Source organism: Serratia sp. CoH_134_PS_4, assembly GCF_058190535.1.
This window is the reverse complement of record NZ_JBXWKI010000001.1, coordinates 416,422-441,699: the sequence shown is the minus strand read 5'-3', so window position 1 is coordinate 441,699 and position 25,278 is coordinate 416,422. Positions and strand designations below refer to the sequence as shown.

The window sequence follows — 25,278 nt, the reverse complement described above, 5'->3', positions numbered from 1 at the left end:
GATACGGCGGAAAGCACCTTGGATGAGCAGGGTTAAATATTGCTTACCTAAAAATCCGCGGTATGGGCCTGACTTTCTCTTTCACCTGCGGTCACCAGCGCATCGGCAATCTGCCGGTGTAAGTAACAAATAAATCAAAACATTTCAGGTAACTACAGAATAATCGGCGGCATGGTCGCGTGAAATTCGCACAGAATGCCCCCGTTCTTATTAATGCCACCCTTATCACCTGCCGGAAAAGATGTTAAAATTGACGCATATCAATTATTGAATGAGCGTAATCTATGATCCCGGAAAAACGCGTGATTCGTCGTATCCAGTCTGGTGGTTGTGCGATCCATTGTCAGGATTGCAGTATCAGCCAGCTGTGTATTCCTTTTACTCTTAATGCCCATGAGCTAGACCAGCTCGACAACATTATCGAAAGGAAAAAGCCTATCCAGAAGGGCCAGACCCTGTTCAAGGCCGGCGATGAACTGAAATCGCTGTACGCTATCCGCTCCGGGACAATCAAGAGCTACACCATCACCGAACAAGGCGATGAGCAAATCACCGGCTTCCATCTGGCGGGCGATCTGGTGGGTTTTGATGCCATTGGCGGATTAAAACACCCGAGCTTTGCTCAGGCGTTGGAAACGTCCATGGTGTGTGAGATCCCTTTCGAAACGCTGGATGATCTCTCGGGTAAAATGCCGAATCTTCGCCAACAAATCATGCGTCTGATGAGCGGCGAGATTAAAGGCGATCAAGACATGATCTTGCTGCTGTCGAAGAAAAATGCCGAAGAGCGCCTGGCGGCGTTTGTCTACAACCTGTCACGTCGTTTTGCTGAACGCGGCTTCTCACCACGCGAGTTTCGCCTGACCATGACCCGTGGCGATATCGGCAACTACCTTGGCCTGACGGTAGAAACCATCAGCCGCCTGCTTGGGCGCTTCCAGAAAAGCGAGATCCTGAGCGTTAAAGGCAAATACATTACCATCGAAAACGTCGACGCCCTGTCGGTGCTGGCCGGTACGCCACGTATTAACGTGACCGTAAACGCCTGATCCTATGCTGGGTTAGTAATTCCACAGAATTATTGACCCAGCACAACCTCTGCTGCTGTTCTGTTTTTCAATGTTGGGTTACTCTGTAAATTGACAGACTGTTGATTTTCAGCTGTAAGGAGGCCCTATGGCGAAGTATCAGAATCTTCTGGTGGCTATTGACCCCAATCAGGATGACCAGCCGGCATTGCGTCGCGCGGTGTACCTGATAAAACGCAATGGCGGGCGGATTAAGGCCTTCCTGCCTATTTACGACTTCTCTTACGAGATGACGACCCTGCTCTCCCCAGACGAAAGAACGGCGATGCGGCAAGGCGTTATTAGCCAACGTGCCGCATGGATCAACGAGCAATGCCGTTTTTACCTCGACGAAGGCGTCCCTATTGAAATCAAAGTGGTCTGGCATAACCGCCCTTATGAGGCGATTATTCAGGAAGTGATCGCCGGCAAGCACGATTTGCTGCTGAAAATGGCGCACCAACATGACCGCCTCGAATCCGTCATTTTCACCCCAACCGACTGGCATCTGTTACGCAAATGCCCTTGCCCAGTGTGGATGGTTAAAGATCAACCCTGGCAGGACGGCAGCAAAGCCGTGGTTGCCGTCAACCTGGCCAGTGAAGAGCCCTACCACGATCCGTTGAACATCAAGCTCGTCCAAGAAACGGTTGAGCTGGCGCACAATGTTAACCAAACGGAAGTTCATCTGGTCGGCGCCTACCCGGTTACCCCGATCAATATCGCCATTGAATTGCCCGATTTTGACCCCAGTGTTTACAACGACGCCATCCGTGGGCAACATCTGATCGCCATGAAGGCGCTAAGACAAAAGTTCTGCATTAACGAAGAATTTACCCACGTTGAAAAAGGCCTGCCTGAAGAGGTCATTCCCGATTTAGCGGAACATTTACAGGCGGGTGTGGTGGTGTTGGGTACGCTAGGCCGTACCGGCATTTCTGCAGCCTTTATCGGTAACACGGCAGAACACGTGATCGATCATCTAAAATGCGATCTGTTGGTCATTAAACCGGATAACTTCAATTGCCCGATCGAAGCTGACGAAGACGACGAGCACGACGACGAAGATTGATGTTTGCCGCATAAAAAAACGGGCCTGATAGGCCCGTTTTTATTTGCTTCCGTTACGCCTGCAGCGCACGCAGAATCGCTTCCACACTCTCTTTGGCATCGCCAAACAGCATTTGAGTGTTCTCTTTAAAGAACAGCGGGTTCTGCACGCCGGCATAGCCGGTGTTCATTGAACGTTTAAAGGCGATGACGTTCTGCGCTTTCCACACTTCAAGCACTGGCATACCGGCAATTGGGCTGCGCGGATCTTCCAGCGCGGCTGGGTTCACCGTGTCATTAGCCCCGATCACCAACACGGTATCGGTATCGGCGAAATCGTCGTTGATTTCGTCCATCTCCAGCACCACGTCGTACGGCACCTTGGCTTCCGCCAACAGCACATTCATGTGCCCCGGCAAGCGCCCAGCGACGGGATGAATACCGAAGCGCACCTTGACACCACGTGCACGCAGTTTCTCGGTAATCTCCGCCACCGGGTATTGTGCCTGCGCGACAGCCATACCGTAGCCTGGGGTGATGATCACCGACGTGGAGTTCTTCAACTGCTCGGCCACGTCTTCCGCCGTGGTTTCGCGATACTCGCCCATTTCTTCCGCATTACCGGTCGACGAGCCGTCAGTCCCGAAACCACCGGCAATCACGCTGATAAACGAACGGTTCATCGCCTTGCACATAATGTAAGACAGAATGGCCCCTGAAGACCCCACCAACGCACCGGTCACGATCAGCAGATCGTTGCTCAGCATGAAGCCCGCCGCCGCCGCCGCCCAGCCAGAATAGGAGTTGAGCATCGACACCACCACGGGCATATCGGCACCGCCGATGGAGGCCACCAGATGCCAGCCAAACGCCAGTGCAATGGCAGTCATCAGCACCAATGCCACAGCCTGCCAGCCCACGCTGTCGGCACGAACGAACACCACCAGCAACAGGAAGGATACGACCAGTGCAGCCAGGTTCATTTTATGACGATTTGGCAGCGCCAGCGGTTTGGACGAGATAATGCCGCGCAGTTTACCGAACGCGACAATCGAACCGGTGAAGGTCACCGCACCGATAAAGATCCCGAGGAAGACTTCGGTCAGATGGATATTTTCCATCACCGGCTCCATCGGTGCGCCGTGATCCAGGTAGCTATTTAAACCCACCAGCACCGCCGCCAGGCCAACAAAGCTATGCAACACTGCCACCAACTCTGGCATTTCGGTCATTTCGACCTTTTTCGCCAGATAGACACCGATAGAACCACCGATAATCATCGCGATGATTATCCAGCCTACGTTGCCGGAATCCGGCCCCAGGATGGTGGCGATCAGCGCAATGGCCATCCCGGCAACGCCGAACAGGTTGCCCCGTTTCGACGTTTCATGGCGCGACAGGCCTGCCAGACTGCAAATAAACAAAATAGCGGCAACAATGTATGCAGCTGTAACTAATCCTCCAGACATGTGTTACCCCTTAGTTCTTGCGGAACATCTTCAGCATGCGCTGAGTGACGGTGAATCCACCAAAAATATTGATGCTGGCGATCAGTACGGCGATAAAGGAGAGGAAACTCACCCAGCCACCGTGACCAATCTGTAATAACGCACCGACCACGATAATCCCTGAGATCGCATTGGTGACCGACATCAACGGGGTATGCAATGCATGGCTGACGTTCCACACCACGTAGTAACCCACCACGCAGGCCAGCGCAAACACGGTAAAGTGAGACAGGAACTCTTTCGGTGCGGCGTCAGCCAACCAGCCAAACAGAATAATCGCCAGCGCCATCAGGCCGTACTTCAGCCAAGGTGAAACCGGTTTTTCCACTGGTTTGGCGATCGGGGCCGCTGCCTGTGCCTGTTTAGGCTGGGCGGAGACCTGGATTGGCGGGGCCGGCCAGGTGACTTCGCCACTGCGCACCACGGTAACGCCGCGGATAACGGTATCGTCGAAGTCGACATCGATTTCTCCGTTTTTCTCTTTCGACAGCAGCTTCAGCAGGTTGACCAGGTTGGTGCCATAAAGCTGTGAGGATTGGGTCGGCAGGCGGCTTGGCAGATCGGTATAACCTATGATTTTCACGCCGTTGTCAGTCACGGTGACGCGATCGGCGACGGTTAGCTCACAGTTACCGCCGTTTTGCGCAGCCAGATCGACAATCACGCTGCCTGGCTTCATCGACGCCACCATCTCTTTGGTGATCAACTTCGGCGCAGGTTTACCTGGGATCAAGGCGGTGGTCACAATAATGTCGACCTCGGCTGCCTGTGCAGCAAACAAGGCCATCTCGGCCTTGATGAAGGCCTCGGACATCACTTTGGCATAGCCGTCGCCACTGCCCGCTTCTTCCTCAAAATCTAACTCGAGGAATTCCGCGCCCATGCTCTGCACTTGCTCTTTTACTTCCGGACGGGTATCAAAGGCGCGAACAATCGCCCCCAGACTACCTGCCGCGCCAATGGCCGCCAGACCCGCTACGCCAGCACCGATGATCATCACCTTGGCCGGTGGAACCTTACCGGCAGCGGTAATCTGGCCGGTGAAGAAGCGGCCAAATTCGTGTGCGGCTTCAACAATTGCCCGGTAGCCCGCGATATTGGCCATTGAGCTTAATGCATCCATAGATTGCGCACGTGAGATACGCGGTACCGAATCCATCGCCATCGCTGTGACATTGCGTGCAGCCAGCTTCGCGATCAATTCAGGATTTTGCGCTGGCCAAATAAAGCTGACCAGGGTGCTGCCCTCACGCATTAACGCGATTTCGTCCTCAAGCGGCGCGTTAACTTTCAAAATCAGATCTGACTGCCAGACATCGGCAGTATCGGTAATCGTCGCCCCTGCCGCTTCATAAGCGACATCGTCAAAGCTTGCCAGTTTACCCGCCCCGCTTTCGATCGCGACGGTAAAGCCCAGCTTCAGCAGTTGTTCCACCGTTTTCGGCGTTGCTGCAACCCGAGCTTCATTGGCCAACCGTTCTCTTGGTACACCAATACGCATAATGTTCCCTTCTCACCTGTCTTTGATGATGTTTATTATCTTCTACCCCATAGCGATGGCGCCGGCTGACAGGTTTTTTCTTAACCTTGTCGGCAGCAAATTAAGGCGTCATCTATAACCTACTGAAAATATGATCGATGATCCATAATTGCTTACGTATTCAGGTCTGTTTTTACATAAAAATCTGGGCAACGTTATGACAAATCGCAATTTAAAGTTACAAAGCCCGCTGGAATGCCGTTTTAACGGGCACATTGTGATTCTCTTTCACTGGATGACATCTGGCATCACGCGGCTGGAACGCATGAAAGTTATAAAATTGTGAATAATTAACACTTATGACATCAAAGGCTTTATTATTGAAACTTATGGTGATTCTGCACAAAATAATCGGCACTCGCCTTTGTGGGATTTGTCTCATGGGATGACATAAAATGCTGAGACACTGGTCGAGATTACATGTAATAATCGGCGGCTGAATTACACCTAAACAGTTCAGCACGTTATAAACGTTAATGCGCTAGGCGAAAGGATTTTTTATGAAGCTGAAGAACACGATCATCGCATCAGCCTTGTTATCACTCACTGCCCTGTCTGCTCATGCAGCGCAAGAGTTAACTCCTGAAAAAGCAGCGGCGTTGAAGCCGTTTGATCGCATCACGATTACCGGCCGCTTTAATGCCATCAATGAAGCCGTTGATGCCGTATCTCGCCGTGCAGACAAGCTGGGTGCAGACGCCTTCTACATTCAGGATAGCAATAACAGCAACAATGGCGGCAACTGGCGCGTCACCGCAGACCTTTATCATAAAGATGCGCCAGAAGTGAGCAAAGAGCCAAAATACCGCGTTATTAATGGCGTCACTGAACTGCCGAAAGAGCAAGCCTTCCTGCTGGAGCCTTACGATACGGTAAGCGTCAGCGGCTTCTACCGCAGCCAGCCAGACATCAACGATGCCATCACCAAAGAAGCGAAAAAGAAAGGCGCAGCCTCCTTCTTTATCGTGCGCCAGGTTGATGCCAACCAGGGGGGCAACCAGTTCATCACGGCTTACATTTACAAAGCCGATGCTCCTAAGCGTGTTGTTCAGAGCCCGGATGCGATCCCTGCCGACTCTGATGCCGGTAGAGCCGCGTTAGCTGCCGGTGGTGCTGCTGCTGCCAAGGTTGAAATCCCGGGAGTGGCATCTTCAGGTTCGCCAAGCCGCGACGTAGGCCGTTTCTTCGAGACGCAGTCTTCTACCGGTCAACGTTATACCGTCACGCTGCCAAATGGCACCAAGATCCAGGAAGTGAACAACGTGACTGCTGCGCAGATGGTGCCGTTTGATTCTGTGACCTTCACTGGCCACTTCAACAGCATGACTGACGTCTCCACCGAAGTGGCGAAACGTGCAGCCGAGAAAGGCGCCAAGTACTATCACGTGACCCGTCAGTGGCAGAACAAGAGCGGCGGCAACCTGACCGTCAGCGCCGACTTGTTCAAATAAGTTCCACTTTAAGGTTTACCATCGGGCAGCCATTGAGCTGCCCGTTTTTTTGTTGCATATCCCCTCACTCAATTGAATAGTTTTTTGTAAATTTCGCATATTCAATCATTGCATCCACACCGATCCATCCGTAAAATTTGCGCCAATTTTTAGGGCTATTGTCTATTTGTTCAGTAATTGCCATTACGTTGTTACTGCCAAGCAGTTCCCTCCCAGTTGTTTATTCTGCGTTCAGGATCCGTCATTGGAAAAAAAACTAGGTCTTACCGCGTTAACGGCATTGGTACTCAGCTCAATGCTGGGCGCCGGCGTTTTCAGCCTGCCGCAAAACATGGCGCAGGTCGCCAGCCCTGCCGCGCTGTTGCTGGGTTGGGCGATTACCGGCGTGGGCATCCTGTTCCTGGCTTTTGCCATGCTGTTACTTACCCGCTTACGGCCTGATCTGGACGGCGGTATCTTCACCTATGCGAAAGAAGGTTTCGGTGAGCTGGTGGGTTTCTGTTCTGCCTGGGGTTACTGGCTATGTGCGGTGATTGCCAACGTTTCTTATCTGGTGATCGTGTTCGCTGCACTGAGTTTATTCACCGATCGCGGCGGCGAGGTCATTCTGGGTGACGGTAATACCTGGCAGGCACTGTTGGCCGAGTCTGTGCTGCTGTGGATCGTGCATGCATTGGTGTTACGCGGCGTACAAACGGCCGCCAGCATCAATCTGGTCGCAACGTTGGCCAAGTTGTTGCCCCTGGGAATGTTCGCCGTCTTGGCGGCGATAGCGTTCAACATGGATGTGTTTACCCTGGATTTCCACGGTGTCGCGCTGGGTAAACCCGTGTGGGAACAAGTAAAAAACACCATGCTGATTACCCTGTGGGTATTTATCGGGGTAGAAGGTGCTGTGGTGGTTTCGGCGCGGGCTCGTCATAAAAAGGATGTCGGCCGTGCCACCATGCTAGCAGTGATTTCTGCGTTGGCCGTGTATTTGCTGGTCACGCTGCTATCCTTGGGTGTTGTGCCACGCAGTGAATTAGCCGAGATGCGCAACCCGTCCATGGCCGTCCTGATGGTTGATTTGATTGGTCCCTGGGGTGATGTGATCATCGCTGCCGGATTGATCGTGTCAGTCTGTGGCGCCTACCTGAGCTGGACAATCATGGCCGCCGAAGTGCCGCTTCTGGCCGCACAACATGGTGCCTTCCCCAAAATATTCCGTAAGCAAAATAAGAATCACGCGCCGTCAGCGTCCCTTTGGCTGACCAACATTGCGGTACAGTTCGCTCTGGTGTTGATTTGGCTCACAGGCAGCAACTACAACTCCTTGCTGACTATCGCGTCAGAAATGATTCTGGTGCCCTATTTCCTGGTCGGCGCCTTCCTGTTCAAGGTGGCAATCCGTCGTCAGGATAAACGCCTGATGTTCGCTGCGACAGGTGCCTGCTTGTATGGGATTTGGCTGCTTTACGCATCAGGATTGATGCACTTGCTGATGTCGGTTCTGTTATATGCACCGGGGTTATTGGTATTCATCTATGCCAGACGTGGGCATGATGACGTCAAGCTGCTGAATCAACTGGAAAAAGGCAGTATTCTACTGTTGCTGGTGGCAACGGTGCCGGCGGGCTGGTTTATGCTGCAATAAGTCGTGTATGACCGGGTGGGACCACCCGGTTAATTACCTTGGGAGATGCGCAGACTGATCGTCATGCGTTCTTCAACCTGAGAAATGATAACGCCCTCGACACACTCTTGTTGAATGGTCGCCAATTGCTGCGTATCCAATGCATACGGCAATTTAATCTCAAATACCGCCAAGCCCTGCTGCTGAGCCAGATCTATCAGGCGTACAATATTGGCTTCGTCGCTGACCTGGGTGGACACGACCTGCAACGCCAACGCCTTCAAATGCTCTTTCCGCGTTTGTGTGGCACTTGCCTGAGACTTCAATACCATGCCAAAAAATGGCATCACACCGTAGATTGCATCAACAAATCGCCAGTGCTTCTTGCACGATGCAGACAGAAATTCCATGTAATCAAAGCAGATTTTTTCACTGCGGGCGACGGGTGCAAGGTGACTGCTGTTCATCCCTTCCTCTCATTGCCTGGGTATTACATCCTGAAATGGATAATCGATGCGAAGCTTTAACGAATTTCCGCCGTATAATGGCATAATTCCCCTATTGTTTGCCAGTCTGTCCAGGAGCTTTAATCAATGGAACATCACAACTTAGCCCCGGTGCTGATAACAGGCGGCGCACGCCGGATTGGTCTGGCACTGGCCAAGTCATTCTTGCAACGCGATATTCCCGTTATCATTGCCTATCGCAGTGACTACCCGGCGTTGAACGAGCTGAAAGGACTGGGGGCAATCTGCATTCAGGGGGATTTTTCAACGCACGACGGTATCTACCTTTTTGCCGAGCAAGTCCGTCTAATCGCGCCTAAACTGCGTGCCGTGATCCACAACGCCAGTGCCTGGCAGGCAGAGTCGCCAGAAGTACCGCCAGAGCAAGTCATGGCAGCGATGTTGCAAATTCACGTTTACACGCCTTATCTACTGAATCAATTGCTGGAACCCTGCCTGCTGGGTCAGGGACAAGCCGGGGCGGATATTATCCACCTAACCGACTATGTGGTGGAAAAAGGTAGCGATAAACACATTGCCTATGCGGCCAGTAAGGCTGCATTGGACAACATGACGCGCTCATTTGCCCGCAAGCTGGCACCAGAAGTTAAAGTGAACGCCATCGCGCCGGCGCTGATTATTTTCAATCCAGGTGACGATGAGCCTTATCGTCAGCAGGCACTGGCAAAGTCACTGATGAAAATCGCCCCCGGCGAGAGTGAAGTGGTTAACCTGGTGAACTACTTGCTCAGCAGTCGTTATGTCACAGGCCGTACCCACGGCGTTGATGGCGGACGTCCGCTGCGTTAGCACAAAGATCTGCATGGCGTATCGCGGAACCCCGCGTTATGCTGAACGCCGTTATTCTGATAAAACCGCTGAATATGCATAAAATTGTTTTTGTAGAAGACGATCCTGAAGTCGGCAAGCTGATTGCCGCCTATCTGGGCAAACACGACATTGAAGTGTTGATTGAGCCGCGTGGCGACAGTGCGCAGGCACGCATCGAGCTGGAGCAGCCGGATCTGGTCCTACTCGACATTATGTTGCCTGGTAAGGACGGCATGACGCTGTGTCGCGATCTGCGTCCGACCTTCCCTGGCCCGATCGTCCTGCTTACCTCACTCGACAGCGACATGAACCATATCCTCTCCCTGGAAATGGGCGCCAATGATTACATCTTGAAGACCACACCGCCTGCGGTGTTACTGGCTCGGCTGCGACTGCACCTGCGTCAGCACAGTAATCAACCCAAGGAAGAGTCGAGCCAGCCGATCACCCAGCACAATGCGTTGCACTTTGGGCTGTTGTGCATCGACCCGGTCAACCGTCAAGTGACGCTGGGCGAAGAGACCATCACCCTTTCCACCTCAGATTTTGATCTGCTGTGGGAATTAGCCACTCACGCAGGTCAAATCATGGATCGTGAAGCCTTGTTGCAGAACCTGCGCGGCGTGAGCTACGACGGCCTTGATCGCAGTATAGACGTGGCCATTTCGCGCCTGCGTCGCAAACTCTATGACAATACCCTTGAGCCATTCCGCGTAAAAACCGTGCGCAACAAAGGCTACCTGTTCGCTCCGAACGCCTGGGAGTTCGTGCAGCAATGAGAAAGCTCTTTGTCCAATTCTTCCTCTTGCTTTTCGTGTGCTTCCTGGTGATGGCAATGCTGGTGGGGCTGGTGTACAAAGTCACCGCCGAACGCGCCGGTCGCCAGTCGATGGACGATTTGATGAAGAGCTCCTTATACCTGATGCGCAGTGAACTGCGGGAAATTCCACTGAAAGACTGGAATAAAACCATCGCGACGCTGGACTTAAATCTGTCGTTCAAGCTGCACATCGAACCCCTCGGTAAACAGGATCTGAGTGAGGATCTGAAGAAACGGCTTCGTCTTGGGGAGATCATCGCCCTCGACGATCAATACACGTTTATGCAACGCATTCCGCGTAGCCACTACGTGCTGGTTGTCGGTCCCATACCCTATTTGTTCTATCTGCATCAGATGCGGCTGCTGGATTTGGCACTGCTGGTGTTTATAGGCATGTCGCTGGCGTTACCGGTTTTCCTGTGGATGCGACCGCACTGGCAAGATTTGCTCAAGCTTGAAAACGCGGCTCAGCGACTCGGCGCCGGGCATCTTGACGAGCGCACCCATTTTGACCCAACGTCCAGTCTGAACCGGCTGGGGGTGGCGTTTAACCAGATGGCGGATAACGTCAATACCCTGATCGCCAGCAAGAAGCAGTTGATCGACGGTATCGCTCATGAATTGCGCACACCGCTGGTTCGTCTGCGCTACCGACTGGCAATGAGTGAAAACCTGTCAGATAGCGAACAACAAGCTCTGAACCGCGACATCGGCCAGTTGGAGTCGCTGATCGACGAACTACTTACCTATGCACGGCTTGACCGTCCGCAGGTCGCACTCAATATTGAACCGCTCGATTTACCCAAGTGGCTAGAAGATAAGGCTGACGATCTGCGCCTAATCCACCCTGAACGCGAAATAGAGCTGGATATCCCCCATACCGGTGATTTTGGTGGCGTTGATTTGCGGTTGATGGAGCGGGTGCTGGATAATCTGGTAAACAATGCGCTGCGCTATTCCGAACAACGCCTGCGTATCGGCTTGTGGTTTGATGGTGACAACGCCTGTCTCCAGGTAGAAGACGACGGGCCTGGCATTCCGCCGGAAGAACGAGAGCGGGTATTCGAACCCTTTGTCCGTCTGGATCCAAGCCGTGATCGCGCCACGGGTGGCTGTGGGCTGGGGCTGGCCATTGTCCACTCTATTGCTGTCGCCTATCAGGGCCAGGTTTACGTCGATGCCAGTTCTCTCGGCGGCGCTTGCTTCCGCTTCTGTTGGCCGGTCAAACCCAATTTCAATTTAAAAGCAGACCCGGTGTAACCCTGCCTACGCAATTGCTTGAAAGGCCTGGAGGGTTCTCCGGATTACAATAATATGGAGCTAAACGATGACATCTGCACATACCCCTTCACCTTCATATGACGAGCTACGCGCCCTTTTCACCCGGTTGTCGCGTTTCGGTCACCTGTCAGCCATTGCCGGTTGGGACATGCAAACCATGATGCCATCGGGCGGCAGTAAAGCGCGCTCAGAAGCACTGGCGGAACTGAGTGTCTTGCAACATCAAATTTTGACGGCAGAAAAAACCGGTCGCCTGTTTGAACGTGCCCAACAAGAAACACTTGATGACATCGATCAGGCCAATCTGTTAGAAATGCGCCGCCAATATGACAACGCAGTGCTGGTGCCTGAGTCATTGGTTGAAGCCAAATCGCTGGCGGGTGCACGCTGTGAACACGCCTGGCGCGCCCAACGTCCGGCCAATGATTGGGACGGCTTTTCAGAAAACCTGCGTGAAGTGGTCAAACTGAGCCGCCAGGAAGCACAGATCCGTGCTGAAGCGGCTGGTTCCAGCCGTTATGACGCCTTGCTGAACCTGTACGAGCCGGGTATGCGCAGCAGCGATATCGACCGCATCTTTGGCGATCTGAAAACCTGGTTGCCTGACCTGCTGCAAAAAGTGGTGGCCAAACAGGCTCAGGAACCCTGCCTTATTCCGCAAGGCCCGTTTAATGTCGATACCCAACGCCAACTGAGTTTGAGCGTGATGAAACTGCTCGGCTTTAACTTTGATGGTGGCCGCGTGGACGTCAGTGCACACCCATTCTGCGGCGGCGTTCCGGAAGATGTGCGCATTACGACTCGCTACAACGACAAAGAATTTCTGACGGCCCTGCTCGGTATTGTGCATGAGACTGGCCATGCCCGTTATGAGCAAAATCTGCCGCGTGAATGGCTGGGTCAGCCCGTAGCACAAGCGCGTTCTACCGCTATTCATGAATCGCAGAGTTTGTTGTTTGAAATGCAATTGGCGCGCAGTAGCGACTTTCTCAAGATTCTGCGTCCACTGATCATCAAACAATTCGGTGAGCAACCGGCACTGGAAGAAAATAACTTCATCCGCCTCAACCAACGCGTGAAACCCGGTCTGATTCGTGTAGACGCTGATGAGGTGAGCTACCCGGCCCACGTGATCCTGCGTTATGAGATCGAGAAAGCCTTGGTCGAAGGCGACATTGAAGTGGAAGACATTCCAGCGCTGTGGGGCGAAAAAATGCACCGCTACCTTGGTTTGGATACTGTCGGTAATTATCGGAATGGTTGTATGCAAGATATCCACTGGACCGACGGTGCCTTCGGTTACTTCCCGACTTACACTCTCGGTGCCATGTATGCAGCGCAGCTTTTCCAGACCATCGGCAAAGCGCTACCTACACTGAACAATGATATCGCCGAAGGCAACCTGACCCCACTGTTCCAGTGGCTGAAGCATAATATTTGGCGTCACGGCAGCCGCTTCCCTACCGATACACTGATCACCAATGCAACCGGTGAACCCTTGAATCCAAGCTACTTCCGTAAGCATCTGGAAAGCCGCTACCTGTAATGCATTCCCCAGGCACGGCTAACCCCGTGCCTTTTTTCCCCTGTTTGACCGTCATTGCGTCATAACCCACTGTCCCTACTTGCGACACCTTGGTTACAGAGTGGAGGTTGGCTACTCACTTAATGTATGTTGTAACTAAAATAAGATTAAGTGATAACCGCCGCAAAGGTGTATATCCGCTCATTTATCATCGCCATTCGCGCCAGACAGCGCATACGCCGGTTGATATTCGCCCCGCCATCCGGGCCCCAAAAACCACGATGTACATTAGGTTACACGCCGAAACCAATCACTCACGGAAAGCATTCCGCGGTTTGCCTACTATCTTAACACCGGCCCCGCAGTGGGCTTGATACATGATGAGTAACTTGAGGAATCAACAATGAAAAAAGTATTAGCTCTGGTTGTTGCCGCTGCAATGGGTCTGTCTTCTGTTGCTTTCGCTGCTGACGCTGCCACCACCACTACCGCACCTGCGGCGACCGCTACCACCACCATGGCTGCACCGGCCAAAACAACTCACGTGAAAAAACATCACGCGAAGAAAGCACCGGTACAAAAAGCGCAGGCGGCTAAAAAGCACCACAAAGCCACAGCCAAAAAAGCCCCTGCTCAGAAAGCACAGGCAGCCAAAAAACACCACAAAAAATCCAGCCATAAAAAAGCTGCGTAACAGCAATCTGATGTGAGGCTCCCCTCACCAGTCCAGGCTTGAGTTTTCCAACACCCGGTTCGCCGGGTGTTTTTTCATCGGGGGTTCTCATCATGCTGCGTCGCTACTTATTTGAAATTATTTTGGCCACTCTGATCCTCTGCGGACTGATCGCCGCCTTTTTTTATCTGTAGCTGCACAGCCTTTCTGGATTAGAAATTATTGAAAAATCAATCACTGCCCATCCACACGGCAACGAAATCAGTCTATAGTTACCATTCAGTGTGTTTATGGATGACCCGTATTTTCCAGGCAAGAAACTTATGCGCATAACCGTTTTGCTGTTGCTGTGCTCATTTCCGCTCGCACTTTCCCTCTCAGCTCGGGCTGATAGCCCATCCGACGCGTCGGCTGCTGAGCAAACCCGCCTATTTTTTGGCAAAGATGAACGCGTTAAGGTCACTGAAACCGACGGTTGGCCGTGGCAGGCGATTGGGCAAGTGGAAACCGCCAGCGGTAACCTGTGCACCGCCACGCTTATTTCCCCTCATTTGGCACTTACTGCCGGTCATTGTGTACTGGCACCTCCGGGCCAACTGGACAAAGCTATCGCGCTGCGTTTTGTTGCCGGTAATAAAACGTGGAAATACCAAACGAGCAATATTGAAACGTTAGTTGACCGCAAGCTGGGCAAAAAGCTCAAACCTGACGGTGATGGCTGGATTGTTCCCCCCGCGGCGGCGGCTTATGATTTTGCGCTTATTCGCTTGAAGGATAAAAATACCTTGCCGATTAAACCGCTGCCACTGTGGCAAGGCGACAGCAAGGCGCTGACCCAAGCGATGAAACAAGCCAAACGCTTAATTACTCAGGCGGGGTATCCGGAAGATCATTTGGACGACCTTTATAGTCACCAAAACTGTAAAGTGACAGGTTGGGCCCAGCAAGGTGTTCTGTCGCATCAGTGCGATACACTCCCCGGCGATAGCGGCTCTCCGTTACTGCTGAAAACGGCCGATGGGTGGTCGTTGATCGCCATTCAAAGCTCCGCACCGGCGGCTAAAGATCGTTACCGTGCCGATAACCGAGCGCTGGCCGTCACCGGCATTCGTGATGCGCTCGACGCATTGGCAGCCGGAAAGTAAGCTATTCCCCTCCGGCGTGGGTCTCCGCGCCGGTTGTTTCTCTTTCGTCTCCTTTCATAAACCGCTTGGGTGTCGTGCCGGTAAACTGGCGGAAGAAAGCGATAAAGGCACTGTCGCTGGAAAAACCCAAACGCTGCGCCACTGAACTGACCGACGACATTTCCGCCAACAGCGCTATCGCCCGCATCAACCGCCATTGCTGACTCCATTGTTGATAACTCAGCCCAGTCTCGCGCTGGAAAATACGCGTTAGCGTTTTGGCGTGCAAATTCAGTTGCTGTGCCAATACACTCAACCCCGGTAATTCATCGTGCCTATCGAGATCCTCCAGCCAAAGGGCCAGACGAGAGTCGCATGGCAGTATCAGGCCGGTATTCTCAAGCCGCGCCATATGCAGTTCGTTAACCAGTACCGGCACCAGATCTCGTGCTGACGGGCATTCAATAACCTGGTTGAGTGGCCAGTAAGCGATACGCTCAATCACCGCGGCCAGCAAAGGATTGGCCGCCAATATTGCACACTCATGCGACATGTTGGGCGCTAACGCAGGCTCCAGATAGATCGAGCGATAAGCTACCTGTCCGTGCAGTTGAACCCGATGCCGGATACCACCAGGGATCCACAAGCAACGCGTTGGCGGCAAAATCAGCCAACGGTCGGCCAGCGTCACCGTCATGCATCCACGTGCGGCATACAGCAACTGCGCACGTCGATGTTCATGCTCTTCAGAATCATGTTTGGCCAATTCCGCTGCAATCCCCAGCAACGGGGCCGGCAGAATATCTGGGTCAAACACATCCTGCTGGGTAATGAATGCCATCGAATTGTCTCTTTTTCGTTGTTTTTTGTCCTTATGATTGTAATCGAGCATGTAGCCTTTCCCTATACTGGCGCGATTATTCACTCGTAAAGGTTTATCTCCATGTCACGCTTACCATTGCCATTAATGGTTGCCGCCATAATGGCTCCACAAGTGCTCGAAACACTCTATAGTCCGGCACTCACGGCAATCCGTGCCGATTTCAACGTCAGCGCTGCTCAGGCCAGCCAGACGCTGTCGATCTATTTCTTTGCTTTTGCCTTAGGCGTTGCCTTCTGGGGGGTGATGTGCGATCGGCTCGGCCGCAGAATGACAATGCTTGCAGGGCTGTCGTTCTATCTTGGCGGTGCCGTTATGGCGCTGTTGAGCAACGATTTCACGCTGCTATTGGCCGCCCGTGCCACCATCGCGTTTGGTGCAGCAGTCGGTTCCATCGTAACGCAAACCATGTTGCGAGATGTTTACCAGGGGCATGCTCTAGGGAAAATCTTTGCCACCCTCGGTATTGCCCTCTCTGTCAGTCCGGTGTTGGGCATGTTGGCGGGGGGAATATTGGTCAACTGGGGTGGCAGTATGGCGATATTCGCCGCTCAATGGGTGCTGGCTCTGGTGCTGTTGATTTGGTGTTGGGCCGCACTGCCGGAAACACAGTCGGCAGACTCCTCGACGGTTTCTTCGGCAAGCAGCGGCTGGATTATCCTGCGGGACCGACATATCTGGTCTTGCGCGTTATTAGTGGCGGGCTTCAATGTCATGGTGTTCAGCTACTTCAGCCTGGCCCCCTTTATGTTCGAACGATTGGGGCTGAGCAGCCAGCAGTTTGGTTACTCGGGCATTGTTCTGGCACTGGGCAGCCTGCTCGGGGCGCTGGTGAACCGTCATCTGTTAGCCAGGGGCATCGGCGCTGAACGTCAGATCCTGATGGGCAGTCTGTTAGCATTCGGCGCCGCACTGGCTTTATGTTACTGGCAAGACAGCCTGATGATGCTGCTACCCAGCATGTTGATCACCCTGGCTTTCGGGTTGGCGATCCCCAACGTATTGAGCCAGGCGCTGAATAACTACCGACAGCAATTGGGCACCGCCGGCGCAATTTTTGGCCTGCTCTACTACCTGCTGATTGGTGCCGGGCTCTCTCTGGCTGCCCTTGGGCAAGACCTGGCAACGACACTGCTGGTGTGCAGCCTGCTGTGTCTGAGCTGTGCAGGCTGCCTGTTAGCGTCGCTTAACCAGAAAGCTGCTCCATAGTCTGCAGAATACGTTTGTCAGAGATAGGGTAAGGTGTCCCCAGCTGTTGAGCGAACAAGCTCACGCGCAGCTCTTCAATCATCCAGCGTACCTCTTTCACCTCATCATCCTGCTGTCGCTTCGGCGGCAGCTTGTTCAGCCACTGTTGCCAGGCCTGCTGTACCTGTTCCACCCGCAGCATCTGTGCACGATCGCGGTGTGGATCGACAGCCAATTTCTCCAGACGACGCTCAATCGCCTGCAGATAACGCAGCGTATCCGGCAAACGCTTCCAGCCGTTGTTGGTCACAAAACCGCGATACACCAAGCCACCGAGCTGAGCTTTAATATCCGACAGCGCCAGTGCCAACGATATATCCACCCGGCCTTTCAACCTTTTGTTGATGTTAAACACCGCCGTCAGGATTTGCTCAACCTGCTTAGCGACCCCAACCACGGTTTCATTCAGCTCGCCACGCACCAATTCCTGCAGGCGGGCAAAGTTTTCCTCCTGCCACACTGGCCCGCCATGTTCTGCGATCAGTTTGTCGATGCCACACGAAATGCAGTCGTCGATCAGATCCAACACTTTGCCGTAGGGGTTGAAGTACAACCCCAACTTGGCTTTGTTAGGCAGTTTTTCATGCAGATATTTGATTGGTGAAGGAATATTCAGTAACAGTAAGCGGCGAGTACCCTGCCACATTGCTTGCTGTTGCTCTTGTTCGCTGTCGAACAGGCGGATCGCTACGCTGTCTTTTTCGTCCACCAGCGCGGGATAGGCTTTCATCGAATAGCCGCCGCGTTTCTGCTCATAAAACGCCGGCAATGTACCAAAGCTCCAAATGTGCAGATTGCTTTGTTCCAACCCGTCGTCCGCCACCGCAGATAGCGTCTCTTGCACTTTGTCCTTCAGTAGTAATTTCAGCGCCGTCAGATTTTTTCCTTCGAGCAGGGTTTTGTGTTTTTCACCCACCACCCGGAACGTCATCTTAAGGTGATCGGGCACCTGATCCCATTGCCAATCATCACGTGACACCGTCACACCTGTCATGCGACGGAGTTCGCGTTCTAACGCATCAAGCAACGGCAACTCCAACGCAGTCACTCGCCCAAGGAAGGCTTCTGCGTAATTGGGTGCCGGTACAAAGTTGCGGCGGACGGGTTTGGGTAACGACTTAATCAAGGCAATCACCAATTCACGGCGAACGCCCGGAATTTGCCATTCAAACCCCTTTTCTTCTACCTGGTTCAAAATGGGCAACGGAATATGCACCGTAACGCCGTCGGCGTCGGTACCCGGCTCAAACTGGTATGTCAGACGCAGTTTGAGATTGCCTTGGTTCCACGTGTTTGGATAATCCAGCGCGCTGACCTTATTGGCGCCATCCTTGATCAGCATCTCTTTTTCAAAGTTGAGCAGATCCGCATTCTGCTTACTGGCGTTTTTCCACCAATGGTCGAAATGGCGCCCGGACACCACATCATTCGGGATGCGCTGGTCATAGAAACTGAACAGGGTTTCGTCATCCACCAGAATGTCACGGCGACGCGATTTATGTTCCAGCTCTTCCACTTCTGCTCGCAGCTTCAGGTTGGCGCTAAAGAACGCATGGCGCGTTTGCCAGTCGCCCTCCACCAGCGCATGACGGATAAACAACTCACGACACAATAAAGGATCGATGGTGCTGTAGTTCACCGCGCGCGCGGCAACAATCGGCAAGCCGAACAGCGTCACTTTCTCACTGGCCATGACCGCTCCCTGGGATTTCGACCAGTGCGGTTCACTGTAGCTATGCTTCACCAAATGCTGAGCCAGCGGCTCTATCCACTCCGGCTCAATCCGCGCGGCAATACGCCCCCACAGGCGGCTGGTTTCCACCAGCTCGGCCACCATGGTCCATTTCGGTGGTTTTTTGAACAACCCTGAGCCAGGGAAGATCGAGAAACGTGCGTTGCGGGCACCGGTGAACTCCTGTTTGTCGGCATCTTTCTGACCGATATGTGACAGCAAGCCGGTCAACAGCGCGGTATGTACGCTGCGATAATCGGAAGGCTCACTGTTCACCGGCAGCCCCAATTCTTTCACCACCTGGCGCAATTGGGTGTAAATATCTTGCCATTCACGTACCCGCAGGTAGTTCAGGAAGTCATTGCGGCATAGCCGGCGGAACTGACTGGAAGAGTGTTCTTTTTGCTGCTCTTTCAGCCAGTCCCACAGATTCACGTAGGCCAGGAAGTCGGAGTCTTTATCAGCGAAGCGGCGATGTTTTTCGTCCGACGCCTGCTGTTTGTCCATTGGCCGTTCACGCGGATCCTGAATAGACAGTGCCGCGGTGATGATCATCACCTCGCGCACGCTGCCGCTTTTTTGTGCCTCCAGAACCATACGCGCTAACCGGGGATCAATGGGTAACTGTGCCAATTGACGCCCTTGCGGGGTGAGCTGGTAATGGCCGTTTTCCGCTGTTTTAATCGCCCCCAGTTCTTCCAGTAGGCGCACGCCATCCAGAATATTACGCTTGTCCGGGGCCTCCACGAACGGGAAAGCGGCGATATCGCCCAACCCGAGTGAGGTCATCTGCAGGATGACCGACGCCAGGTTGGTACGTAAGATCTCCGGATCGGTAAACTCAGGCCGTGACAGGAAGTCTTGCTCCGCATACAGGCGAATACAAATACCGTCCGATACACGCCCACAGCGGCCTTTACGTTGGTTAGCCGACGCTTGCGACACCGGTTCGATCGGCAAACGCTGCACCTTGGTGCGGAAACTGTAGCGGCTGATACGGGCGGTACCCGGATCAATGACGTACTTGATACCCGGAACGGTCAGTGAGGTTTCTGCCACGTTGGTCGCCAGCACAATACGCCGGCCGTGGTGCGACTGAAATACTCGGTTCTGTTCGCTGTTCGACAGTCGAGCATAGAGGGGCAAGACTTCGGTATGTGGCAGATTCAGACGGTTCAGCGCGTCGGCGGTGTCGCGGATTTCGCGCTCACCGCTCATAAAGATCAGGATATCCCCCGGCCCTTCGCGGCCGAGCTCATCTACCGCATCGAAAATCGCCTGCAGTTGATCGCGATCGGTATCATCGGCGTCATCCACGACGGGACGATAACGCACCTCCACCGGGTACGTACGGCCGGAGACTTCGATAATCGGCGCATTATTAAAATGGCGCGAAAATCGCTGCGGATCGATAGTGGCGGAGGTGATGATAACTTTAAGATCTGGCCGCTTAGGCAACAATTCACGCAAGTAACCGAGGATAAAATCGATATTCAGGCTACGTTCATGCGCCTCATCGATGATCAACGTATCGTACTGCATCAGCAGCCGATCCTGTTGGATCTCTGCCAACAGGATGCCGTCGGTCATCAGCTTGACCAGGGTATTTTCCCCAACCTGATCGTTAAAACGCACCTTATAACCGACACTGCCACCCAACGGCGTTTCCAGCTCGTCGGCAATGCGGTTAGCGACGGTACGTGCCGCCAAACGCCGTGGCTGGGTGTGACCAATCAACCCCTTCACCCCGCGCCCAAGTTCCAGACAGATCTTCGGTAACTGGGTGGTTTTCCCCGAGCCGGTTTCACCGGCGACAATCACCACTTGATGATCGCGGATGGCCTGCAGAATATCCTGCTTTTTCTGGCTGACCGGCAGATTTTCCGGGTAGGTGATTTTCGGGCATGTCGCCGCACGCGACTGCACTTTACGCAGCGCGGTGGTTATGTCACTTTCGATTTCAACGGCCGCCGCCAACTGAGCATCGGTATTTTTGATTTTTCGTGCGCCTTGCAGGCGACGTTGCAGGCGTTGTTGATCACGGAGCATCAGCTCGCCCAGTTGGGCAGACAATGCCGCGAGCGGAGATTTCACGTTCGGTATTCCTTGTTTCATCGCTGCTGTATCAAGCGTTAGCAACGGTATAATGATGTTTTAGCCATTTTTCAGCGTTAGCCGCGCAGAATATCACAAGCCGCTTTCTCCCCATAATCCCGCTGTTTATGTCTCAACAGGTTATTCAATAAAATCGAACAAAGGTCTCGAAATATTGCGCTATCACTGATGAAAAAATGTGAATAGAGTGTACTGCATGCAAGGGACGCTTCGTCCTGATGTCACTGTCATAACGTAAGGAATTAACGATGAGCAAAGTATTGGTTCTCAAATCAAGCATCCTGGCGGGCTATTCTCAGTCAAACCAACTGGCCGATTTCTTCGTTGAACAGTGGGCCAATACCCATGGCAACGACACCATCACCGTGCGTGACTTGGCTGCACAGCCAATTCCGGTGCTGGACGGTGAGCTGGTTGGCGCGCTGCGCCCTTCTGATGCGCCGTTGACTCCGCGTCAAATCGAAGCACTGGCGCTGTCCGATGAGCTGATCGCTGAGTTGCAGGCCAATGACACTATCGTTATGGCAGCACCGATGTACAACTTCAACATCCCAACCCAGTTGAAAAACTATTTCGACCTGATTGCCCGTGCCGGCGTCACTTTCCGCTACACCGAAAATGGCCCTGAAGGCTTGGTAAAAGGTAAACGTGCCATCATCCTGACCAGCCGCGGTGGCATTCACAAAGGTACGCCAACTGACCTGGTAGAACCTTACCTGCGTCTGTTCCTGGGCTTTATCGGTATCACTGACGTTGAGTTCGTGTTCGCGGAAGGCATCGCCTACGGCCCAGACGTCGCGACCAAAGCACAAGCCGATGCCAAGGCTGTACTGGCACAGGTTGTTGCCGCCTGATGACCCACACAGGGGCGTTATGCCCCTGCGAAGTCGCAACGGAAAGCCCCAAGTCCTGTCACACCTGCATTACCCTCATAAAAATCCAATGCTGTATTTTATTGCGCGCCTGATGGCGCGCTTTTTTTTATTTCTTCAGCCACTGACCGTTAATGCCACGTACATACTCCCCTGCGGGTGCACGCGACACCAGTTTCTGCCCGGCCATACGCGCCACATCGTCGATGGCGATATGGTTACCATCCGCAACTTGCTGGTATTTCTCAGTGCGCCCGGCATTGATACTTTTCACCAGCGTCAGCGTTTCGGCATCCTGCTTCACCGGTGCGATATAACCGCTGAGCGTTTCCCCTACGCGCCCCTGCAGCTTGGCTTCATCCAGTGTCAGTGCCATCGCCATGCTGCTGAACAACCAACCGGCGCCAATCAAGCCTAAGTAACGTTTTTTCATGTTGGCTCCTAGAATAAACCGCTTTGGTCTTTCAGCAGATTTTCGACGTCTTTATCCACTTTGATGTGAATTTCATGTTCGATCTTCACATTCATGTTGATGGTGATCGGATCTTTAGGTGTCGCGACCTCGATGCGCGGCACGCAGCCGCTCAGCATAGACGTGCTCAGCACGGCAACCAGTAAAGGTCCGCTAATAATTTTCATGGTTGTTCCCCTGGTTTTGAGAGGGCCTGCTCAAGCCACTCCTGTAAATTGTCGCCAAAGCGCAAACTGCGCCAAAGCTGAAACACGTTTTCTTGATGGCTATAGTTCAGGATAACCTCCCGCTTGGCGCTTTTTTGCGGATTGACGCCGTCAATTCGGGCTTTCAGCGTCAACTCACCGAGGTTGTCGAGATCAACGCGGGCCTGTGAGCGGTTGATCTCCATATAGCGCAGCCAATCAATCGCCGCACCGGTCGCCAGATTGTTGCTGCCAATCGCATCGGCCATGTCTTTGTCCAGCCGTAGCGTCAACATGCCTGAATTGGCGATCCAACCGTTATGCACCAACCATTTGGGGTGATTCAGGTACAGCGGTAATTCACCGTCAACCCGCCCGGACATCGCAAACTGTTTTGGCTTCAGGGCGGTAAACAACGCGCTGAGGTCAACTTTGTCTAGTTTCAATACGGCGGCGTCATGCTGCGGCATTCTCAGCGCCGACAGGCTGATATGCCCATTCAAGGCGTCCATGCCGACATTGCTCAATGTCAGAGGGGCTTGATCGCTGTAAGGATAGGTGCCTTGAAGATCGGCAGTGATGTTCTGCACTTCAAACAGGTTACTGAATGATTTGATGCGCAGTATCACCGGTCGCTTGGCACCCAACTGCCACAAATGGTTTTTCAGCCGGTACGACATGACGAAATCCAGACCGCTCATCTCACCGTCTTTCAACCACATACCGCCATTTTTCACCACCCAATGGCCACCCGCCTCAAAGCCTTGTTCCCGAGCGGCGGAAAATGCAGATTGGGCGTAAAACTCACCATCGCGCAATTTGATATTCAGATCGGGCGAAATCAGTGGCTGGAACACGTTCAGCGGCTGTTTAGGCCACCAGCCTTCACCACGTAAACGTTCACCGTCCCAGCGGCCACGTAACGCGATGGGCCCTATTTGCTCAGCCTGCAACTTGCCCTGTAACTGGAAACTGTCCGGCGTCTTGCCCTGCAGTTGCAGTGACAGCACGGGCGCGGGCAGGTAACCACCCTGAGTGAAGTTCACCTTGCCCGAGACCAGTTGCAGCTCACCGTTGAACGCGGGATTTTGCTCATCACGCTGCCATCGCAGCGGCTGACTGAGACTCAGGCGCGGCGCATCTACCGTCACGATGCTGTACTTCAACTGGTCAAAACCGGTAGAAAGGCGATCGAGAGTCAGTGTACTGTCCTGCCAACTGCCGCTGCCGGCGACGTCCCAGGCGGCTTGTAGCGGTGGCAATTGCCCATTGCCCCAGTAGCGCCATTGCCAGTTACCGTGATCTGGCCAAAAGTCCTGCGCTTTGCCATCCAGATGCAGCTTGAAACGGCCCCAGTAACTGTCACTGGCGTTAATAATGGCCTGCAAACGCCCCGTAATACCGGCAGCAGTGACTTTTACGCCAGCCAGCGGCAAACGAGCCTCTTCCAGCTTCATTTCTGGCGTAGCGCTCCCCCACAGGCGTAGCAACGCCCCTGGCTGTAATACCAGCGTCGGGTTGAGGATAGTGCCGCTGATAATGCCGGGAATCGAGGCGGTCATCGAGAAGTCGGCCAGATTCGCCTGTCCGGTCAGTTGGAAGCGCAGATTGCTGTCGATCAGCCCAATTTTACCCGGCCCCAACGTCAGCACCGCATTGCCTTTGCCATTGTGACCGTCGGTGATAACGTTCAAACGAGCGCTGATCTGGGTTTCATCAAACCCTTTGCTCCAATCGTGCAGTGCAATGCTCACCCCGCCGTTAAGCGGCTGCTGGCTGTATGGCCAGTGCCACTCACCCTGCGTAATACTGACCTGCTGCGGGTTGATTTCCCACGGCAATGTTGCCAAAGGTTTGTCTTCACCCTTTTCCGTCAGCGTCAGCACACCCTGCTGCTGTTGCCAGCGCATATCCAACAGCAACGGCTTTTTCAGGTAACCGGTCTGCATTTCACCCTGCAGGGCCCCCTGAGCCGGGATGCTGTCCAAATCCAGCGGAATGGCGATTTTCCCCGTTAGATGCAACGGCTGCGGGCTGTTTGGTGCAGACAATGTCAGGTCGTTGAGTGTCAATTGTTGATGCGGGTCCAACAACGCGTCAACGCTGATGTTTGGCCCTTGATACTGTAAACGCTGGCCCTCTGCGGAGGAATGGACCTGCAGTTTTCCGGCATAGTATTGCCATGGGGTCACTGCGAGATTCTTGATGGTGATATCCAATAGCGGCAATTGCTTTTGCAATTGATCTAACGCCAGTGGCGCACTGCTGGCGTCACCGGGAGGCAATTTTGATAAACAGGCGGTATCGATAGTCAGCGTGTCGCTGACCAGTTGCCAACGCCCTTGATGATAAGCCAAGCGTGTCGGTCCGACGGCGGCAAGTAAGCAGTCCTGCACTAAAAAACGGGTGCCATCCAACTGCAATGCCCCTTGTTGCCACTGCAGTTTGCCCTGCAAAACCAACTGGCTACCTTGCGGCAACCAGTGAGAAAGCACGCGGGGTAGCCAGCGCGGCAATGTTTGCCATAGCGCCAGCAGCAGGATCAACGTACTAACCACAATCCCTATGAATACTTTCAATCGCTTAGTCATTAAATGATTGCTTCATTCCTGAGTGAGGCACTCTTTTTCGGACCCAAGGCCGTTTAGGGTAAGTCTATGCCTGAATTAGCAATAATGATGGCATGAATTTGACATAGGGTGAAGCCGAGGCCGACGAAGATACCCCGTACAGGCACTTTTACAGGCATTGATACGGAGCCTGTAAGCTTTAGTTACATATTC

21 protein-coding genes are annotated in these 25,278 nt (G+C 53.4%); 13 read left to right on the top strand and 8 right to left on the bottom strand.

Annotation, left to right across the window (positions count from 1 at the left end; translation table 11 throughout):
• The first annotated feature begins 284 nt into the window (after positions 1 to 284).
• Both fnr and uspE read left to right on the top strand, forming a co-directional pair.
• A complete protein-coding gene (gene fnr, locus AC2FCQ_RS02100) occupies positions 285 to 1,049 on the top strand; it encodes a fumarate/nitrate reduction transcriptional regulator Fnr (RefSeq protein WP_012145310.1) in 765 nt (254 codons plus the stop codon).
• 127 nt (positions 1,050 to 1,176) lie between these two features.
• Positions 1,177 to 2,139: a universal stress protein UspE gene (uspE, locus tag AC2FCQ_RS02095; protein WP_209633676.1), complete on the top strand. Its 963-nt coding sequence runs from the start codon at positions 1,177 to 1,179 to the stop codon at positions 2,137 to 2,139.
• Positions 2,140 to 2,191: 52 nt separating this feature from the next.
• On the opposite strand, the gene pntB is transcribed toward uspE, so the two are convergent.
• On the bottom strand, positions 2,192 to 3,586 hold the full coding sequence (gene pntB / locus AC2FCQ_RS02090; RefSeq protein ID WP_209633678.1) for a Re/Si-specific NAD(P)(+) transhydrogenase subunit beta: 1,395 nt from the start codon (positions 3,584 to 3,586) through the stop codon (positions 2,192 to 2,194).
• 10 nt (positions 3,587 to 3,596) lie between these two features.
• On the bottom strand, positions 3,597 to 5,126 hold the full coding sequence (gene pntA / locus AC2FCQ_RS02085; RefSeq protein WP_209633680.1) for a Re/Si-specific NAD(P)(+) transhydrogenase subunit alpha: 1,530 nt from the start codon (positions 5,124 to 5,126) through the stop codon (positions 3,597 to 3,599).
• Positions 5,127 to 5,665: 539 nt separating this feature from the next.
• Here pntA and ydgH point away from each other — a divergent pair.
• Both ydgH and AC2FCQ_RS02075 read left to right on the top strand, forming a co-directional pair.
• Positions 5,666 to 6,616 (top strand): DUF1471 family protein YdgH, encoded by a 951-nt coding sequence (gene ydgH / locus AC2FCQ_RS02080; RefSeq protein ID WP_209633682.1) that lies wholly within the window; start codon positions 5,666 to 5,668, stop codon positions 6,614 to 6,616.
• Between the two features lie 244 nt (positions 6,617 to 6,860).
• Positions 6,861 to 8,252, top strand: coding sequence for an amino acid permease (locus tag AC2FCQ_RS02075; protein ID WP_265553413.1), 1,392 nt, complete (start codon positions 6,861 to 6,863; stop codon positions 8,250 to 8,252).
• 29 nt (positions 8,253 to 8,281) lie between these two features.
• Here AC2FCQ_RS02075 and AC2FCQ_RS02070 read toward each other — a convergent pair whose 3' ends face one another.
• Positions 8,282 to 8,698, bottom strand: a complete 417-nt coding sequence (locus AC2FCQ_RS02070) for a hypothetical protein (protein ID WP_037415624.1) — start codon at positions 8,696 to 8,698, stop codon at positions 8,282 to 8,284.
• A gap of 126 nt (positions 8,699 to 8,824) precedes the next feature.
• On the opposite strand from AC2FCQ_RS02070, the gene folM reads away from it, so the two are divergent.
• The 7 genes from folM to AC2FCQ_RS02035 all read left to right on the top strand — a co-directional run bounded on the left by folM (position 8,825) and on the right by AC2FCQ_RS02035 (position 15,012).
• Positions 8,825 to 9,547, top strand: a complete 723-nt coding sequence (folM, locus tag AC2FCQ_RS02065) for a dihydromonapterin reductase (protein WP_490307442.1) — start codon at positions 8,825 to 8,827, stop codon at positions 9,545 to 9,547.
• Positions 9,548 to 9,621: 74 nt separating this feature from the next.
• Positions 9,622 to 10,347: a two-component system response regulator RstA gene (rstA, locus tag AC2FCQ_RS02060; RefSeq protein ID WP_037415986.1), complete on the top strand. Its 726-nt coding sequence runs from the start codon at positions 9,622 to 9,624 to the stop codon at positions 10,345 to 10,347.
• Positions 10,344 to 11,648 (top strand): two-component system sensor histidine kinase RstB, encoded by a 1,305-nt coding sequence (rstB, locus tag AC2FCQ_RS02055; protein WP_404759541.1) that lies wholly within the window; start codon positions 10,344 to 10,346, stop codon positions 11,646 to 11,648. The genes rstA and rstB overlap by 4 nt, the downstream gene beginning before the upstream one ends.
• 67 nt (positions 11,649 to 11,715) lie before the next feature.
• A complete protein-coding gene (locus AC2FCQ_RS02050) occupies positions 11,716 to 13,215 on the top strand; it encodes a carboxypeptidase M32 (protein ID WP_209633690.1) in 1,500 nt (499 codons plus the stop codon).
• A gap of 382 nt (positions 13,216 to 13,597) precedes the next feature.
• Positions 13,598 to 13,888 carry an acid resistance repetitive basic protein Asr gene (gene asr / locus AC2FCQ_RS02045; RefSeq protein ID WP_265553419.1) on the top strand — a complete coding sequence of 97 codons (291 nt, stop codon included), beginning with the start codon at positions 13,598 to 13,600 and terminating at the stop codon, positions 13,886 to 13,888.
• Positions 13,889 to 13,980: 92 nt separating this feature from the next.
• The gene (gene ydgU / locus AC2FCQ_RS02040; protein ID WP_490307730.1) at positions 13,981 to 14,061 is read left to right on the top strand and encodes a small membrane protein YdgU; all 81 of its coding nucleotides are present in this window, start codon (positions 13,981 to 13,983) and stop codon (positions 14,059 to 14,061) included.
• 129 nt (positions 14,062 to 14,190) lie between these two features.
• Positions 14,191 to 15,012 carry a trypsin-like serine peptidase gene (locus AC2FCQ_RS02035; RefSeq protein ID WP_061806348.1) on the top strand — a complete coding sequence of 274 codons (822 nt, stop codon included), beginning with the start codon at positions 14,191 to 14,193 and terminating at the stop codon, positions 15,010 to 15,012.
• 1 nt (position 15,013) lies between these two features.
• Here AC2FCQ_RS02035 and AC2FCQ_RS02030 read toward each other — a convergent pair whose 3' ends face one another.
• Entirely contained in the window at positions 15,014 to 15,832 is an 819-nt protein-coding gene (locus tag AC2FCQ_RS02030; RefSeq protein WP_490307441.1) for an AraC family transcriptional regulator, read from the bottom strand.
• Between the two features lie 102 nt (positions 15,833 to 15,934).
• Here AC2FCQ_RS02030 and AC2FCQ_RS02025 point away from each other — a divergent pair, with 102 nt between their 5' ends.
• Positions 15,935 to 17,080 carry an MFS transporter gene (locus AC2FCQ_RS02025; protein ID WP_490307440.1) on the top strand — a complete coding sequence of 382 codons (1,146 nt, stop codon included), beginning with the start codon at positions 15,935 to 15,937 and terminating at the stop codon, positions 17,078 to 17,080.
• Here AC2FCQ_RS02025 and hrpA read toward each other — a convergent pair.
• Positions 17,058 to 20,945, bottom strand: a complete 3,888-nt coding sequence (hrpA, locus tag AC2FCQ_RS02020; RefSeq protein WP_490307439.1) for an ATP-dependent RNA helicase HrpA — start codon at positions 20,943 to 20,945, stop codon at positions 17,058 to 17,060. The genes AC2FCQ_RS02025 and hrpA overlap by 23 nt on opposite strands.
• A gap of 269 nt (positions 20,946 to 21,214) precedes the next feature.
• Between hrpA and azoR the strand changes: the two genes are divergently transcribed.
• Positions 21,215 to 21,820 (top strand): FMN-dependent NADH-azoreductase, encoded by a 606-nt coding sequence (azoR, locus tag AC2FCQ_RS02015; protein ID WP_037415646.1) that lies wholly within the window; start codon positions 21,215 to 21,217, stop codon positions 21,818 to 21,820.
• A 127-nt stretch (positions 21,821 to 21,947) separates the two neighbouring features.
• On the opposite strand, the gene AC2FCQ_RS02010 is transcribed toward azoR, so the two are convergent.
• The 3 genes from AC2FCQ_RS02010 to AC2FCQ_RS02000 are packed head-to-tail and all read right to left on the bottom strand — an operon-like array spanning position 21,948 to position 25,086.
• Positions 21,948 to 22,271, bottom strand: a complete 324-nt coding sequence (locus AC2FCQ_RS02010) for a YdbL family probable chaperone protein (protein WP_209633702.1) — start codon at positions 22,269 to 22,271, stop codon at positions 21,948 to 21,950.
• 8 nt (positions 22,272 to 22,279) lie between these two features.
• Positions 22,280 to 22,477, bottom strand: coding sequence for a YnbE family lipoprotein (locus AC2FCQ_RS02005; protein ID WP_209633704.1), 198 nt, complete (start codon positions 22,475 to 22,477; stop codon positions 22,280 to 22,282).
• Entirely contained in the window at positions 22,474 to 25,086 is a 2,613-nt protein-coding gene (locus AC2FCQ_RS02000) for a YdbH family protein (protein ID WP_490307438.1), read from the bottom strand. The genes AC2FCQ_RS02005 and AC2FCQ_RS02000 overlap by 4 nt, the downstream gene beginning before the upstream one ends.
• Positions 25,087 to 25,278: the final 192 nt, after the last annotated feature.